We start from the raw sequence: 14,120 nt of genomic DNA, 5'->3' as shown, positions 1-14,120 counted from the left end.
TCGCGCCAGATTTGGCGCCCGCCGCTGTGTGTAGTTCGCAGCAAACGCCGCTACCTGCCGGGCTTAGCTTGTCAGTCATACCAATTGCCCCCTCAGCTATGGCTTTTGATCTTCTCGGGTAGCAGCCCTTTGGGGGCAAAGCGCAGCACCATGGTAATCAGCAAGCCAATCACCAGCACCCTTGCCTGCAGGGCGCGGCTATCCATATTGCTTGGGGCATCCCATCCGAACGCTCCTTCGCCGAATGCTACGGCTAACTGCATCAAAAACAGCGCCAGCGGCTCGGACATAATCCAGATGATGTATACCGCCACGGCGCCGAAAATGGTGCCCAGGTTGTTGCCCGGCCCGCCAAGAATCACCATCACCAGCACCAAGAACGTATGGTTGAGCGGCAGGTAGCCTTGAGGGTCGAAGAGGCTGTTGAAGGTGCCCAGTATGCCGCCGCCTAAGCCCATCAGAATGCAGCCCAGCACGAAGATCTCCAGGCGTCGTTTGTTAATGTCTTTACCCATCGCGGCCGAAGACACTTCGTTATCGCGAATTGCCCGTATCATCCGCCCCCAAGGGGCGTTGTAGGCGCGATTGAGCAGAAAGAAAATCACCGCAATGATCACCGCGGTAAACGACAGGTAAATGGCTCGTGAAAGAGTGAAGCCCAGTTCGGCAGGCCCCGGTGTTGGCCAGGGAAGTGGGGAAACCGTGGCGGTGCCGCGGGTAAGCCAATCTGAGTTCTTTAGGAACGCCTTGATGATTTCGGCAATGCCCAGGGTGGCAATGGCTAGGTAGTCGCTGCGTAAACCGAGGCAGATATGACCGATAAAGTAGCCAACGCCCCCCGCCAACGCGCCACCGACAATCCAGCCAATCCAGGGCGGTAAGCCTAGCCCACCGACAAAACCTGCCTGGCTTTCAATTGCATCAGTGACTTCGCGCAGCTGGCTAATCACCACCAGGTAAAGCACGATACCCAATATCACCGCGATAAAGGTACGCAGGGGCTTGGGCACGCCCAGGCGATCCAGCTTGCTGGCACCTACGATCAGTAGGATGGCGGCGGCACCGTATAGCAGCACGCGGCCAAATTCTCCAGGTAGCGCAGTACCCCAGAAAGCATCGTTGACCGGCACGCTAAAGAACATCGCACAGAAGCCGCCTAGGGCGACAAAGCCCATTACCCCTGCGTTGAACTGCCCAGCGTAGCCCCACTGAATGGTTAACCCCAGCGCAAGAATCGCGTAACAAGCGGCTTCAACCAGCATGCGCGTGCTGTAAGCTGCCCCCATAATGGCGTAAACCGCTAAAATAGCGACTAACAGCATGCCAAACAGGATGAGCTCTCGCAGTGGAAAGCGGCTCCCTTGAGTAGCGTCTTTGGGTGTGTAGGCAGGGTTGCGCGTTTCTTCTGAATTGCTCATTAGATCACCTTGCCCTTAAAGAGTCCGGTAGGGCGCCACACCAGAATGGCCACCAGAATGAAAAACGGCACCACAATTTTGTACTCGGTGCCCACGAAGGCCAGGTTTGAAGGCAGTTCAAGCCAGGCGGGCAGGCTGTCGCGGAAGGGGCGCAGCAGCACGTTCCAGTTAAACACCGCCAGTGTCTCGGCAAAGCCAACCACGAAGCCACCGACAATGGCCCCGTAAGGGTGGCCAACGCCGCCGACAATGGCGGCAGCGAAGATAGGCAACAGCAAGAAGAAGCTTAAGTCGGGTTTGAAAGTGACATCCAGGGAGAGCAGTGTGCCAGCAATGGCGGCCAACGCCCCGGCAATTATCCAGGTGACCGCCACAATGGTATTGGTATTGATCCCCGAAGCCTGGGCAAGCTCAGGATTATCCGACATGGCGCGCATCGCCTTGCCTAACCGTGAACGGTTAAGGAAAAGGTGCAGCGCCACCACGGCGACGATGGTGATCACAAACAGGTAGATTTGCGGTTCGGTCACCACGATAGGTGCCCGGACGCCCTCAAAGGGCAGCGCCAGGCGAAAAATCTCTTTGCGGTCATCCACGTAGAGGCTCTGCCCGCCGGTGCCGGAAAACAGCCGGATCAGCCCCTGAAGAATCAAGGTGACACCCAGTGAGCCAATCACCAACACGATGGGCTTTACCCCATGAGCGCGTAGCGGCTTATAGAAGGTTTTGTCGATACCCACCGCTAAGGCGGCGGTGAGCAGCATCGCCAGCGGCAGCATTAACACCGCCGTTGGCACGCCAATGCTGGCGCCCGCTGCCGGGAACAGCGTGGTCAGCAGCAGTACCATAAAGGCGCCGAAGGTCATCATGTCGGCATGGGCGAAGTGGGCAAAGCGCATAATGCTAAAAATCAGCGTTACCCCAATGGCGCCGATCGCATAAATAGAACCGCTTACACTGCCCGAAATCACCACATTATTGATGAAAAAAACCAGTTCGTTCACGTCTATCTCCCTGGGGCTAGCCGCCCAAAAAGCTTTTGGCGACATCGGGGTCGGCAAGTAATGCCGCCCCTGTGTCGGTAAAGCGGTTTTGGCCAGCGGCCAGCACAAAGCCTTTATCGGCGATCGCGAGTGCCTGTTTGGCGTTCTGTTCCACCATCAAAATACCCACGCCAGCGGCGTTGATCTGTTTGACGCGGTCAAAGATTTCATTCATGTACAGCGGAGAAAGCCCTGCAGTGGGCTCATCAAGTAGTAGCAGGCTTGGCTCGGCCATCAAGGCGCGCCCCATGGCGACCATCTGGCGCTGTCCGCCGGAAAGCTCACCAGCGGGCTGGCGGCGCTTCTCATACAGCGGTGGAAAAAACTCATACACCTGAGCGAGCATGCGCTTAACGTTCTGCGGCTTTAAAAAAGCGCCCATCTCCAGGTTCTCTTGCACCGAAAGGCTGGGGAAAACGTTCTTTTCCTGGGGCACAAAGCCCATGCCCCGCTGTACCAGCTGGTTAGGGGGTAAGTTTTGGATCGGCTGACCGTTAAGCAGTATCTCGCCCTGATTGACGTGCAGCAGGCCAAAGACCGCTTTCAGCATGGTGGATTTGCCCGCCCCGTTAGGACCGACGATAACCCCGACTTCATCGGCTTCCAGCGTCATGTTCACCCCATTTAGGATGTTCATGCCGCCATAGCCGCCGTGCACATCCCGTGCGTCGATTAATGGCCTGGTTGTTGATGACATAAGCAAAGTGTCTCAGCAAGGTCGCTGTCTTAAAGCGACATCATTGTAGTAGTTGGCTAGTAGAGAAAACGTCACACTTAAGCGGCATCGGTACCAAAGTAGGCCTCGATGACCTCAGGGTTATTCTGGATATCGTTAATATGGCCTTCCACCATAACGCTACCTTGGGCCAGCACAATCACTGGGTCGCAAAGACGAGCAATCATCTCCATATCATGCTCAATGACCAGGAAGGTGTAACCCATTTCGCGGTTGAGGCGCTCAATATTACCGATCAAGTCGCCCAGTAGAGTGCGGTTAACCCCGGCGGCGATCTCGTCAAGCAGCACCACCTTGGCGTCGGTCATCATGGTACGGCCAAGTTCCAGCAGCTTCTTTTGTCCACCAGAGAGATTACCCGCCAGTTCGTTGCGCACATGGTGTAGGCCCACGAAGTCGATCACCTCCAGGGCGCGTCGGCGTACCTCGTCCTCTTCCTTGCGCACTAGGCCTGGCTTTAACCAGGCGCTGAAAAGGCTTTCTCCCGCCTGGTTGGGCGGCACCATCATCAAGTTTTCCAGCGCGCTCATCTGGCTGAACTCGTGGGCGATCTGAAAGGTGCGCAGTAGCCCGCGATGAAAGCGCTGGTCGGCGCTGAGCGAGGTAATGTCTTCACCATCGAGCAGAACGCGACCGCTATCCGGGGCTAAAGCGCCGGCAATCAGATTGAAAAGAGTGGATTTGCCCGCACCGTTGGGCCCTATCATGCCGGTAATGGAGCCTTTCTCCACTTGAATGGAGCAGTCGTTAATCACCTTTAGGCCGCCGAACGCTTTGTTGACTCGTTGTACATCAATAAGAGGGGTCATGGTGTCTCCACGCGACACAGGCGGCTAAAAGCCGCCTGCGCACTGTTTATTAAGTTGTTTGTCGTGGTTTTTTTAGCCACCGCTGGCTGGCTGCAAAGGCACCGATAATGAGCAGTGCGCCGAGGGTGGGAATAAGGTAGCCCTCCACCTGAGGAAGGGTGCGCAAAAACACAAAGGCTACGGCGGCAGGCGCCACAAAGCGTACTAGGAAACGCCAGATCTTAAACCAGGTGACACTGCTGCCCAGCTCTTTCATCACTTCGCTCTGGGTTAGCGACCAGCCTGCGAATAGCGCTATTAGCAGGCCGCCCACCGGCATAAAGATATTGGTCAGGAGCTCGATAAAGTCGAAAGCCGTGCGCCCAAACAGGGTGTGGAAAATCGTTCCTTCAGCCCAGATGTTGAAGCTAACCACCGTCAGTAAACCCATTGCCCAGGCCGCGATCACCATGATCACGACTGCCTGGGGCCGGGTCATATCAAAGCGTTCCACTAGGTAGGCGGCGACGGGCTCGATTAGCGAAATAGAGGAGCTGATAGCGGCGCCAAGCACCAGAATAAAGAATACACCGCCGATCAAAGCGCCAAATGGCATCTCGGCAAATGCCAGCGGCAGGGTAACAAACATCAGCCCGGGGCCTTGTCCGGTTTCCAACCCAGCGCCAAACACCAGCGCAAAGATGGCCAGGCCCGCCACCATGGCGACGGCGGTATCGACAATGGCAACGGCAAAGGCGGTGCGGGTCAGTGATACGTCGCTGGGCATATAGGCGCCGTAAGCCATGATGGCCCCCATGCCTAGGCTAAGGGTGAAAAATGATTGGCCCATGGCCTGTAGCCAGCCCTCAAGGCTAAGATCGGCGATGTTAAAGGTGAAAAGGAAATTTGCAGCGGCGCCCACATCGCCATTAATTACGCCGTAAGCCAGTACTACCAGCAGAATGACAAACAGCGCAGGCATCATAATGCGTAGGCCCGATTCGATGCCTTTATGAATACCCATACCAACGATCAGCGCTGACGCGGCAATGAAAAGGGTGTGATAGAGCGTCATTAAACCAGGGGCGGCTAGCAGAGCGTCAAAGCCATCGCTAATGGTTTGCGCATCGGCGCCCACCAGCGAGCCGGTCAGCATTAGCCAAGTGTAGTGAATCGCCCAGCCGGCAATCACCGAGTAGAAGCTTAAAATCAAAAACGCCGAGGCGGCGCCCAGCCAGCCGATGGTTTCCCAAGCCCGCGAGGTGCCGTGGGTTTTGGTCAGGTGGCGCATACCCATAATCGGGCTCTGGCGGCTGGTGCGCCCCAGCATGATCTCGGCAATCAGGATCGGTATGCCGACGGCAAAGATTGTCAAGGCGTAGACCAATATAAAGGCGCCGCCACCGTTCTCACCGGTCAGGTAGGGGAAACGCCACAGATTACCAAGACCGACTGCGGAGCCAACGGCGGCGAGTAGAAAGGTGCCTTTATGCGTCCAGACGTTATGACCGCTCATGGGTGAGAGTGTCCGTATTTGGGTGTCAGGATGGGGGTAGTATCCAAACACCTGTATGAATATGGTGATAGCAGCGTGCCTTGGACGCGCTGAATTAACGGTTACTGTGCGATAGAACGCGACTCCTTTCCAGCGTATTAGCGTTTAGGCTGCGTTTAGGGCGCTATCTTGGCAAAGATCTTGGCAAAGGGGAGAGCGCTGGGGACTGAAGTTAGCACAGAGGCGAGCGGGCATAAAAAAACCCGCTTGCGCGGGTTTTTAGACAGCTAACTGCTTAGAGCGGTTGGTTTACTTCTTGCTAAAACGCTTACGCTCGGTCTCTTTCAGCAGCTTTTTACGCAGGCGGATATGCACCGGCGTGACTTCGACGAGTTCGTCGGAGTCGAGGAACTCGATGGCCTGCTCCAGGGAGAACTTAACCGGCGGGGTCAATACGATGTTCTCATCGTTGCCGGTGGAGCGCATGTTGTCGAGCTTCTTGCCTTTAGTGGGGTTAACCACCATATCGTTAGCGCGGTTGTTGATACCGATCAGCATGCCTTCGTAAACTTCCGTGGCGTGATCGATAATCAGCTTGCCGCGCTCTTGCAGTGCATAAAGCGCGTAAGCAAGCGCTTTACCGTCAACCATTGAAACCAATACGCCGTTACGGCGCTCGATAGAGGCGTCGGGCTTCAGCGGGCCGTAGTGATCAAAGCGGCTGGTCAGGATGCCTGTGCCGGAGGTCAGGGTCAGAAACTGGCCACGGAAACCGATCAAGCCGCGGGCGGGAATGATGAAGTCCAGGCGAACCCGGCCTTTACCGTCCGGCAGCATGTTGGTCATCTCACCTTTACGGTAGCCCAGCTCTTCCATGATTGAGCCCTGGTGCTGCTCTTCACAGTCGATGATGACTTCTTCGTAGGGCTCCTGCTTCTCACCGTCGATTTCTTTGATGATCACTTCCGGACGGCCAACAGCCAGCTCAAAGCCTTCACGACGCATGGTTTCGATCAACACCGAGAGGTGCAGCTCGCCACGGCCAGACACCTTGAACTTCTCAGGGGTTTCGCCCTGCTCAACGCGCAGTGCCACGTTGTGAATCAGCTCTTGATCAAGGCGATCCTTGATATTACGGCTGGTCACAAACTTGCCGTCTTTACCGGCGAACGGTGAATCGTTGACCTGGAAGGTCATTGAGACGGTCGGTTCGTCGACAGATAGCGGCGGCAGTGCTTGGACGTTTGCCGGATCGCATAACGTGTCAGAAATCGACAGGTCATCAATACCGGTGATGCAGACGATATCGCCCGCCGTCGCTTCGTCGGTTTGCACACGATCAAGGCCCATATGAGTCATGACCTGACCGATTTTGCCCTTACGCACATTGCCGTCGACGCCGATGACCGAGATCTGCTGGTTCGGTTTCACCGCGCCGCGCTTGATGCGGCCAAGGCCGATAACGCCAACGTAGCTGTTGTAATCCAGTGCGGAGATCTGCATCTGGAAGGGGCCGTTGAGCTCTACTTGCGGCGGCTCAACAATATCGACGATGGCTTGGAACATGGGATCCATGTTGTCCGCCAGCTCTTCAGGATCCATACCGGCAATGCCGTTTAGGGCAGAGCAATAGATGATCGGGAAATCGAGCTGTTCGTCGGACGCGCCAAGGTTGTCAAACAGATCAAAAATCTGGTCGATAACCCAATCTGGGCGAGCGCCGGGACGGTCAATTTTGTTGACCACTACAATCGGCTTCAGGCCCTGGGCGAATGCCTTCTGGGTGACGAAGCGAGTTTGCGGCATTGGGCCATCAACGGCGTCTACCAGAAGTAGTACCGAATCGACCATCGACATGACGCGCTCAACTTCACCACCGAAATCGGCGTGCCCAGGCGTATCCACGATATTGATGTGGTAATCGTGACCATGGCTATCTTTCCATTGAATGGCCGTATTTTTGGCCAAAATGGTAATGCCACGCTCTTTTTCCTGATCGTTTGAGTCCATGACGCGCTCTTGACCTTCTGCTTTACGGTCAAGGGTGCCGGACTGGCTCAGGAGTTTGTCGACCAGAGTGGTTTTACCATGGTCAACGTGGGCTATGATCGCGACGTTGCGCAGGTTATTAACCGCGCTGGAGTTTTGCTGGTTTTGCATGCTGAGAGAGAACTCTTGTGAACACCCGTTTGTCCACGGGTCGGAAAATGCGGGTCGCAAGGGCTGGCAATTTGCCGACCATCTTGGCTCAGGGCTTGCGTCCAGCAACCATTCTACCATGTCGAAGGCTTCGCTGATATTACTGGAGTGCTTATCGACCTTGGTCGCCCCCGGGAAAGTTTTCGCCGCGAACCTTCATCCGCTAGAATAGCGCTTTTCCCACTGGGGCAGGAGCATGACCATCGGCAACCTGATGCGTTTGTTAAGCGATGGCGAGGTTCACTCTGGCGAGCAGCTGGGTGAAACGCTAGGTATTTCTCGTGCGGCGGTGTGGAAACAGTTAAAAAAACTGGAAGCGCTCGGGGTAGAAATTGTCGCTGTGAAAGGCCGTGGCTACCAACTTTCGCAGCGTCTGGAGCCCTTGGAAGGCGCCAAAATCGTTGAGCAGTTGCCCGCTCAGGCGCGCCACCATCTTTCCCGTCTGTTTGTTGAAGATCAGCTACCCTCCAGCAACGAATATCTGCGTCAACGCTTCGAACAGGGCGCCGGACATGGGGAGGTCTGCTTGGTTGAGCTGCAGACGGCGGGGCGTGGACGGCGCGGCCGTGTCTGGTCGACGCCCTGGGGGCAGAGCCTAATGCTCTCGCTGGGCTGGCGCTTTGAATCGGGTGTAGCTGTGTTGGAAGGCTTGAGTCTGGCGGTGGGCGTTGTCGTTGCCCAAGTGCTCGAACAGCACGGTGTAGCACCGAAGCTAAAGTGGCCTAACGATATTCTGCTCTCCGAGCAGGGGGATGGGCCGGGTGATGAGCTAGGCAAGCTGGCCGGTATTCTTATCGAAGTGACCGGGGATGCGGCAGGCCCCTGTGAGGTAGTTATCGGTATTGGTATGAATCTATGGCTACCCGAGGCGCAGCGAGCCGCCATCGACCAGCCCGTGGCAGCGCTTTTCGAGCGGCTGCCGAATATCTCACGCAACCAGCTGGCCTCAGAGGAGGTGGCAGGCCTGTTGGCCATGCTGGCTAACTTTGAGCAGGACGGTTTTAGTGCCTGGCGTGATGCCTGGAATGAACGCCACGCCTATGCAGGGTTGCCGATTCGGGTGATCCAGGGGCAGCAGACCAGCGATGCCGTCGCAGGAGATGTGGATGAGAGTGGTAACCTATGGGTTACCGAAAATGGTCACTCGCGACGCCTAGCCGGCGGTGAGATTAGCGTACGCAGGCGTTTATGATTCTGGATCTTGATATCGGCAACACGCTGTCTAAGTGGCGGCTCAAGGATGCCGAGAGTAGCGAGATACGCTCCCGCGGGGCGGTGTGGACCCGGGAAGAGTGGCGTCCAGGGGCTGATATCCCCGATCTTGATGTGGTCGAGGCGGTGCGTATATCCAGCGTCGCCAGAGCGGCCGTACTTGAAGAGACGGTCGCCTTGTTGCGTCGCCGGGTGCGCCATGTGTACGTGGCGCGCTCTACCCATGAGGCGTTAGGCGTGGTTAACGGCTATGAAGAGCCGGGGCGCTTAGGCGTTGATCGCTGGATGGGGGCGCTGGCGGGTTATCAATTAGCGGGCGGTTGCTGCGCGGTGGATTGTGGTAGCGCGATTACCATCGATTTTGTGCTGCCAGGTGGCCAGCACCTTGGCGGCTTTATTATCCCCGGTCTTCGCCTGATGAAAGAGAGTTTGAAGCTCGGAACCCGCAATGTGGCCATCGACCCTGAAAGCGAGGCCGATGAGCTGCTAGAGCCTGGGCGGCGTACCGTTGATGCGGTCAATCATGGTATCTATATGGCCGCCGTCAGTGCTATTAATCGCATTTATAGCGAAGTGTGTGATCAGGAGGGCGTGGCGCTGCCAATGCTATTAACGGGGGGCGATGCGCGGGTCGTCTCAAGAGGCGTGCAGGTGCCCCATGCGGTATGGCCGGACATGGTATATGGTGGCCTAGAAGCGTGTTTTCCGATGACCTTTGCTGAACGTGCGGGCAAAATGTCGGGCGCGCCGCGGGTGCCTGAGCCTGTGGCGCTAGAAAAGATTCGCGCGGGACTTGCATTCTCAATGCTGCTTTGACAGAATGCAGCGCGTTCGAAGGCGAGACATAAGCGTCTCGCGGTGTTGAAAGTACTGATATTAAAAGTGATGATAAGCTAAGCTTTTCATAGCTAACACTATCTCAGGCTTGACACAATTTTGAGGGCTGGCATAATATGCCGCCACGTTGGAGAGATTCCCGAGTGGCCAAAGGGAGCAGACTGTAAATCTGCCGCGAAAGCTTCGAAGGTTCGAATCCTTCTCTCTCCACCAGAATTAAGTCGCAGCGATTTGATCGATGCGGCTGAATGAAAAGCCGGTAGCGGGCATTGTCTACGATTTATAGCTTGGTAAAAGGTAAGGGCTATAAGGCGGCGCGTAGCGGATTGTCATTCAGGACAGGTTCTGCGGGCGTAGTTCAACGGTAGAACCTCAGCCTTCCAAGCTGATGGTGCGGGTTCGATTCCCGCCGCCCGCTCCAGTTGATGTGTTTAGCTCATGTAGCTCAGGGGTAGAGCACACCCTTGGTAAGGGTGAGGTCGACGGTTCAATTCCGTCCATGAGCTCCATATTGCAGATAAAGCGAGCGAAGCTCGCTTTTTTTGTCTCTGCGGTCAGGTGGCTTGAGTGGCGTCTGAGCGTAAAGAAGGGGTTGTCAGAAGTGGCTTTCTTCGCTACCATGGCGCCCGCTGTTGTATAGGCGATTGAAAAAGACGCTTATCGATAGATATAGATAGTTGTTGTAGAAAGTCAGTACGACAATACAGGCCAGTAGCTCAATTGGCAGAGCAGCGGTCTCCAAAACCGCAGGTTGGGGGTTCGATTCCCTCCTGGCCTGCCAACCTTCCCCAGGTTGGTATGTCTTTTTCCAAAATTCTTTTATCGTTCGCCGCACCCTGAGGAGTCTCGTTTTTATGAAGCCTGGTTCTGTAAAACATGGCGCCGAGGTGCAACAGACGCGCCATGACGGGCTCAAGTGGGCGGCGGTCGTAGCGCTGCTTGTCGTTGCTGTTGTTGGTAATACCTATTTCGCCGATATTGGCCTGCTCTACCGCGTGCTTGGTGTAGTAGTGTTGTGTGTGATTGCGGGTTTGATCGCGCTAACCACTACCAAAGGTCGTGATTTAGTAGAGCTTGCCAGAAGCGCCAAGAAAGAGATTCAGCGCGTTGTATGGCCGACCCGACCCGAAACCATTCAGACCACGGCCATTGTGCTAGTGGCCGTTTTGGTGGTGGGGCTAATGCTGTGGTTGATCGACACTCTTCTTGGCTGGGCGATGTCCGGCGTCATTGGTTAGGAGCTTTCATGTCCAAACGTTGGTACGTCGTTCACGCTTATTCCGGCTTTGAAAAGCATGTCATGCGCTCGTTGATCGAGCGTGTGAAAATGTATGGTATGGAAGATCGCTTTGGCGAAATTCTGGTGCCAACCGAAGAAGTCGTAGAGATGCGTGACGGCAAGCGGCGCAAGAGTGAGCGCAAATTTTATCCCGGTTATGTATTAGTCGAGATGGAAATGGTCGACGAAACATGGCACCTCGTTAATGAGACGCCGCGTGTCATGGGCTTCATCGGTGGAACAAAAGAGAAGCCAGCAGCAATTACTTCCCGCGAAGCAGATGCCATTTTGCTGCGTGTTAAAGACGGTACTGACAAGCCGCGGCCTAAAACGATGTTTGAGCCGGGCCAATCAGTGCGTGTTGTTGACGGGCCGTTTGCCGATTTCAACGGTGTTGTCGAAGAAGTTAACTATGAGAAGAGTCGCCTGCATGTCAGTGTGCTGATCTTCGGGCGTTCTACACCTGTTGAGTTAGAGTTCTCGCAGGTCGAGAAGGAATAAGCTCGCAGGTTGAGAAAGAATAGCTGGTAATAAATAGCTAGTAGTAAATAGCTAGTAGTGAATAGTAAGTAAGCGTTAAGTTTTAATTCGTGTGAAATGGCTGGTTCAGCTGTTTCACTGGTACCGGGGAGCCTTCGGGCGCTATTACCCAATTGGAGCATAAACGATGGCCAAGAAAGTACAGGCTTACATCAAACTGCAGGTTGCTGCAGGTAAAGCCAATCCAAGTCCGCCGGTAGGCCCTGCACTGGGTCAACACGGCGTGAATATCATGGAATTCTGTAAGGCGTTCAACGCCGCGACTCAAGAAATTGAGCCGGGTCTGCCGACGCCAGTCGTGATCACTGTCTACTCTGATCGTAGCTTCACGTTCGTCACCAAGACGCCGCCTGCTGCCGTGCTGCTGAAAAAAGCGGCTGGTATCAAGTCGGGTTCTGGTGAGCCGAACAAGAAGAAAGTCGGCACCGTGACGCGTGAACAGCTTGAAGAGATCGCCAAAACCAAAGAGCCTGATCTGACGGCTGCGAATCTCGATGCCGCTGTACGCACCATTGCTGGCAGCGCTCGCAGCATGGGCCTAAACGTGGAGGGTCTCTGATCATGGCTAAACTGTCTAAGCGTGCGAAAATCATTCGCGAAAAAGTAGACGCCACTAAAGCCTACTCTATTGAAGAAGCGGTAGCGCTGCTCGCCGAGCTGTCTACGGTTAAATTCAAAGAGTCCGTTGATGTCGCCATCAACTTGGGCGTTGACCCGCGTAAATCCGACCAAGTTGTGCGTGGCGCTACCGTCATGCCTAACGGTACCGGTAAAGACGTGCGCGTTGCGGTTTTCACTCAAGGTGCTAATGCCGATGCCGCTAAAGAAGCCGGCGCCGACATCGTAGGTATGGACGACTTAGCTGAGCAAGTGAAAAAAGGCGTGATGGATTTTGACGTCGTTATCGCTTCTCCTGACGCTATGCGCGTTGTAGGTCAGCTGGGTCAGATTCTAGGCCCGCGTGGCCTGATGCCTAACCCGAAAGTGGGCACCGTAACGCCTGATGTGGCAACAGCGGTCAAGAATGCAAAAGCGGGTCAGGTACGTTTCCGTACCGACAAAAACGGCATCATCCACACTACACTGGGTAAAGTGGATTTTGACGCAGCAGCAATTAACGGCAACCTGGAAGCATTGGTTGCTGACTTGAAGCGCCTCAAGCCGAGCGCGTCGAAAGGCATTTACTTCAAAAAAATGACCTTGTCCACTACCATGGGCCCAGGTTTAACAATCGATCACTCAGCTTTCGCATAAGCGGGTAGATCGTTGGTTTTTTTGTAGGAACCGAGCAAGAACTTTGCGGTCCCCCGTTTGGTGGCTATCACTGGCCGGGGCATCGTCAAAGACCGCAGGTGCCGCGCTCAGTAAGTAGGCTCTATTTGCTTACGAGGGCGGCTTAATTGCCCTAAGCGCCTGCGCAGATGGTGTGGCCGCCAGTTGGTTTAGCTTAACGGCTTTCTGGTGAGCACCATCCCCAAGGCTTCCCGCTCTGCAGCACGTTTATGTAGCGTCGAGTGGGAAGAGATGGTAACCACCGGAACCTTCCTGGGTTCCGGCACGAAGGAGTGATCACTGTGCCACTAGCACTTGAAGGCAAGAAAGCGATTGTTGCCGAGGTCAGTGAAGCGGCCAAGGGCGCACTCTCCGTCGTAGTTGCTGATTCTCGCGGCGTTACGGTTGGTAAAATGACCGATCTGCGTAAGCAGGCGCGTGAGAATGGTGTGGAGCTGCGTGTTGTACGTAATACGCTGGCTCGCCGCGCTCTCGAGGGCACTCAGTGGGAGTGCTTGAACGATAGCTTCGTTGGTCCTACGTTGTTGGCTTTCTCTACTGATCATCCGGGCGCTGCCGCTCGTCTGTTCAAAGAGTTTGCTAAAACGGACAAGAACTTCGAAGTAAAAGCGTTGGCCTACGAAGGTGAGCTGATTCCGGCTGCTGACATCGACCGTCTGGCAACCCTACCGACTCACGACGAGGCAATTGCCAAGTTGATGTCGGTAATGAAAGAAGCCTCCGCTGGCAAGCTGGTTCGTACTCTGGCCGCTCTGCGCGACCAGAAGCAAGAAGCAGAAGCTGCTTAAGCAGCGTTTCTTGCAGGCGGCGTGAACGATCACATCGATATGCTGCCTGAACCGAGCAATGAACCCCGAGTCCTCGGCTGACCGAGACTCCCGCAAAGTTAGGAATGAAACAATGGCACTGTCTAAAGACGATATCATCAATGCTGTAGCCGACATGTCCGTAATGGAAGTTGTCGAGCTGATCGAAGCAATGGAAGAGAAGTTCGGCGTTTCTGCCGCTGCTGCAGTTATGGCTGGTCCGGCTGCTGCTGGCGAAGCTGCTGAAGAGCAAACTGAGTTTGACGTTGTTCTGACCGCTGCTGGCGACAAGAAAGTAAACGTGATCAAAGCAGTACGTGAGATCACCGGCCTTGGCTTGAAAGAAGCTAAAGGTGCTGTTGACGGCGCTCCGGCGACCATCAAAGAAGGTCTGTCTAAAGACGACGCTGAAGCAGCAAAAGCTAAGCTGGAAGAAGCGGGCGCAACCGTCGAGCTCAAGTAAGCCTTGTGCGG

The 14,120-nt window shown here is 55.2% G+C and carries 14 protein-coding genes and 4 tRNA genes; 12 read left to right on the top strand and 6 right to left on the bottom strand.

Annotated features, from left to right (window positions below; translation table 11 throughout):
* Positions 1-92: 92 nt before the first annotated feature.
* The 6 genes from J7J49_RS03190 to typA all read right to left on the bottom strand — a co-directional run bounded on the left by J7J49_RS03190 (position 93) and on the right by typA (position 7,640).
* Positions 93-1,418 (bottom strand): branched-chain amino acid ABC transporter permease, encoded by a 1,326-nt coding sequence (locus tag J7J49_RS03190; protein ID WP_215090078.1) that lies wholly within the window; start codon positions 1,416-1,418, stop codon positions 93-95.
* Positions 1,418-2,422, bottom strand: a complete 1,005-nt coding sequence (locus J7J49_RS03185) for a branched-chain amino acid ABC transporter permease (protein WP_215090076.1) — start codon at positions 2,420-2,422, stop codon at positions 1,418-1,420. The genes J7J49_RS03190 and J7J49_RS03185 overlap by 1 nt, the downstream gene beginning before the upstream one ends.
* Positions 2,423-2,438: 16 nt before the next feature.
* A complete protein-coding gene (locus J7J49_RS03180; protein WP_088702061.1) occupies positions 2,439-3,158 on the bottom strand; it encodes an ABC transporter ATP-binding protein in 720 nt (239 codons plus the stop codon).
* A gap of 77 nt (positions 3,159-3,235) precedes the next feature.
* Complete coding sequence (locus J7J49_RS03175; RefSeq protein ID WP_215090074.1) at positions 3,236-4,006, bottom strand: ABC transporter ATP-binding protein; 771 nt, start codon at positions 4,004-4,006, stop codon at positions 3,236-3,238.
* 49 nt (positions 4,007-4,055) lie between these two features.
* The gene (locus J7J49_RS03170; protein ID WP_215090072.1) at positions 4,056-5,501 is read right to left on the bottom strand and encodes a sodium-dependent transporter; all 1,446 of its coding nucleotides are present in this window, start codon (positions 5,499-5,501) and stop codon (positions 4,056-4,058) included.
* Between the two features lie 288 nt (positions 5,502-5,789).
* Positions 5,790-7,640: a translational GTPase TypA gene (gene typA / locus J7J49_RS03165; RefSeq protein ID WP_215090069.1), complete on the bottom strand. Its 1,851-nt coding sequence runs from the start codon at positions 7,638-7,640 to the stop codon at positions 5,790-5,792.
* Positions 7,641-7,875: 235 nt separating this feature from the next.
* Between typA and J7J49_RS03160 the strand changes: the two genes are divergently transcribed.
* From J7J49_RS03160 to rplL, 12 genes are all read left to right on the top strand, one after another.
* A complete protein-coding gene (locus J7J49_RS03160; RefSeq protein ID WP_215090067.1) occupies positions 7,876-8,871 on the top strand; it encodes a biotin--[acetyl-CoA-carboxylase] ligase in 996 nt (331 codons plus the stop codon).
* Positions 8,868-9,707 carry a type III pantothenate kinase gene (locus tag J7J49_RS03155; RefSeq protein ID WP_215090065.1) on the top strand — a complete coding sequence of 280 codons (840 nt, stop codon included), beginning with the start codon at positions 8,868-8,870 and terminating at the stop codon, positions 9,705-9,707. The genes J7J49_RS03160 and J7J49_RS03155 overlap by 4 nt, the downstream gene beginning before the upstream one ends.
* 150 nt (positions 9,708-9,857) lie before the next feature.
* A tRNA-Tyr gene (locus J7J49_RS03150) sits at positions 9,858-9,941 on the top strand.
* Positions 9,942-10,075: 134 nt separating this feature from the next.
* A tRNA-Gly gene (locus tag J7J49_RS03145) sits at positions 10,076-10,149 on the top strand.
* Positions 10,150-10,162: 13 nt separating this feature from the next.
* Positions 10,163-10,237 (top strand) — tRNA-Thr (locus J7J49_RS03140).
* Positions 10,238-10,433: 196 nt separating this feature from the next.
* Positions 10,434-10,509 (top strand) — tRNA-Trp (locus J7J49_RS03135).
* Between the two features lie 73 nt (positions 10,510-10,582).
* On the top strand, positions 10,583-10,966 hold the full coding sequence (secE, locus tag J7J49_RS03130; RefSeq protein ID WP_022520874.1) for a preprotein translocase subunit SecE: 384 nt from the start codon (positions 10,583-10,585) through the stop codon (positions 10,964-10,966).
* A gap of 8 nt (positions 10,967-10,974) precedes the next feature.
* A complete protein-coding gene (nusG, locus tag J7J49_RS03125; protein ID WP_215090063.1) occupies positions 10,975-11,508 on the top strand; it encodes a transcription termination/antitermination protein NusG in 534 nt (177 codons plus the stop codon).
* Between the two features lie 166 nt (positions 11,509-11,674).
* Positions 11,675-12,106, top strand: a complete 432-nt coding sequence (gene rplK, locus J7J49_RS03120) for a 50S ribosomal protein L11 (RefSeq protein WP_007112017.1) — start codon at positions 11,675-11,677, stop codon at positions 12,104-12,106.
* 2 nt (positions 12,107-12,108) lie between these two features.
* Positions 12,109-12,801 carry a 50S ribosomal protein L1 gene (gene rplA, locus J7J49_RS03115; protein WP_215090061.1) on the top strand — a complete coding sequence of 231 codons (693 nt, stop codon included), beginning with the start codon at positions 12,109-12,111 and terminating at the stop codon, positions 12,799-12,801.
* A 320-nt stretch (positions 12,802-13,121) separates the two neighbouring features.
* A complete protein-coding gene (gene rplJ / locus J7J49_RS03110; protein WP_133731702.1) occupies positions 13,122-13,628 on the top strand; it encodes a 50S ribosomal protein L10 in 507 nt (168 codons plus the stop codon).
* A gap of 112 nt (positions 13,629-13,740) precedes the next feature.
* Positions 13,741-14,109, top strand: a complete 369-nt coding sequence (gene rplL / locus J7J49_RS03105) for a 50S ribosomal protein L7/L12 (RefSeq protein WP_133731701.1) — start codon at positions 13,741-13,743, stop codon at positions 14,107-14,109.
* The last annotated feature ends 11 nt before the right edge of the window (positions 14,110-14,120 follow it).

It is taken from the genome of Halomonas sp. ISL-56, from assembly GCF_018612805.1.
In the GTDB taxonomy this organism is placed as follows: Bacteria; Pseudomonadota; Gammaproteobacteria; order Pseudomonadales; family Halomonadaceae; genus Vreelandella.
Note: the sequence above shows the minus strand (reverse complement) of the source record. Positions and strands in the feature narration are given on the sequence as shown.

What these genes read in the sequence shown, in the direction of transcription:
- J7J49_RS03170 (WP_215090072.1), bottom strand. Translation starts at nt 5,501, where the DNA reads ATGAGCGGTCATAACGTCTGGACGCATAAAGGCACCTTTCTACTCGCC.
- J7J49_RS03190 (WP_215090078.1), bottom strand. Translation starts at nt 1,418, where the DNA reads ATGAGCAATTCAGAAGAAACGCGCAACCCTGCCTACACACCCAAAGAC.
- rplL (WP_133731701.1), top strand. Translation starts at nt 13,741, where the DNA reads ATGGCACTGTCTAAAGACGATATCATCAATGCTGTAGCCGACATGTCC.
- J7J49_RS03175 (WP_215090074.1), bottom strand. Translation starts at nt 4,006, where the DNA reads ATGACCCCTCTTATTGATGTACAACGAGTCAACAAAGCGTTCGGCGGC.
- J7J49_RS03180 (WP_088702061.1), bottom strand. Translation starts at nt 3,158, where the DNA reads ATGTCATCAACAACCAGGCCATTAATCGACGCACGGGATGTGCACGGC.
- rplA (WP_215090061.1), top strand. Translation starts at nt 12,109, where the DNA reads ATGGCTAAACTGTCTAAGCGTGCGAAAATCATTCGCGAAAAAGTAGAC.
- nusG (WP_215090063.1), top strand. Translation starts at nt 10,975, where the DNA reads ATGTCCAAACGTTGGTACGTCGTTCACGCTTATTCCGGCTTTGAAAAG.
- secE (WP_022520874.1), top strand. Translation starts at nt 10,583, where the DNA reads ATGAAGCCTGGTTCTGTAAAACATGGCGCCGAGGTGCAACAGACGCGC.
- J7J49_RS03155 (WP_215090065.1), top strand. Translation starts at nt 8,868, where the DNA reads ATGATTCTGGATCTTGATATCGGCAACACGCTGTCTAAGTGGCGGCTC.
- rplK (WP_007112017.1), top strand. Translation starts at nt 11,675, where the DNA reads ATGGCCAAGAAAGTACAGGCTTACATCAAACTGCAGGTTGCTGCAGGT.
- typA (WP_215090069.1), bottom strand. Translation starts at nt 7,640, where the DNA reads ATGCAAAACCAGCAAAACTCCAGCGCGGTTAATAACCTGCGCAACGTC.
- J7J49_RS03160 (WP_215090067.1), top strand. Translation starts at nt 7,876, where the DNA reads ATGACCATCGGCAACCTGATGCGTTTGTTAAGCGATGGCGAGGTTCAC.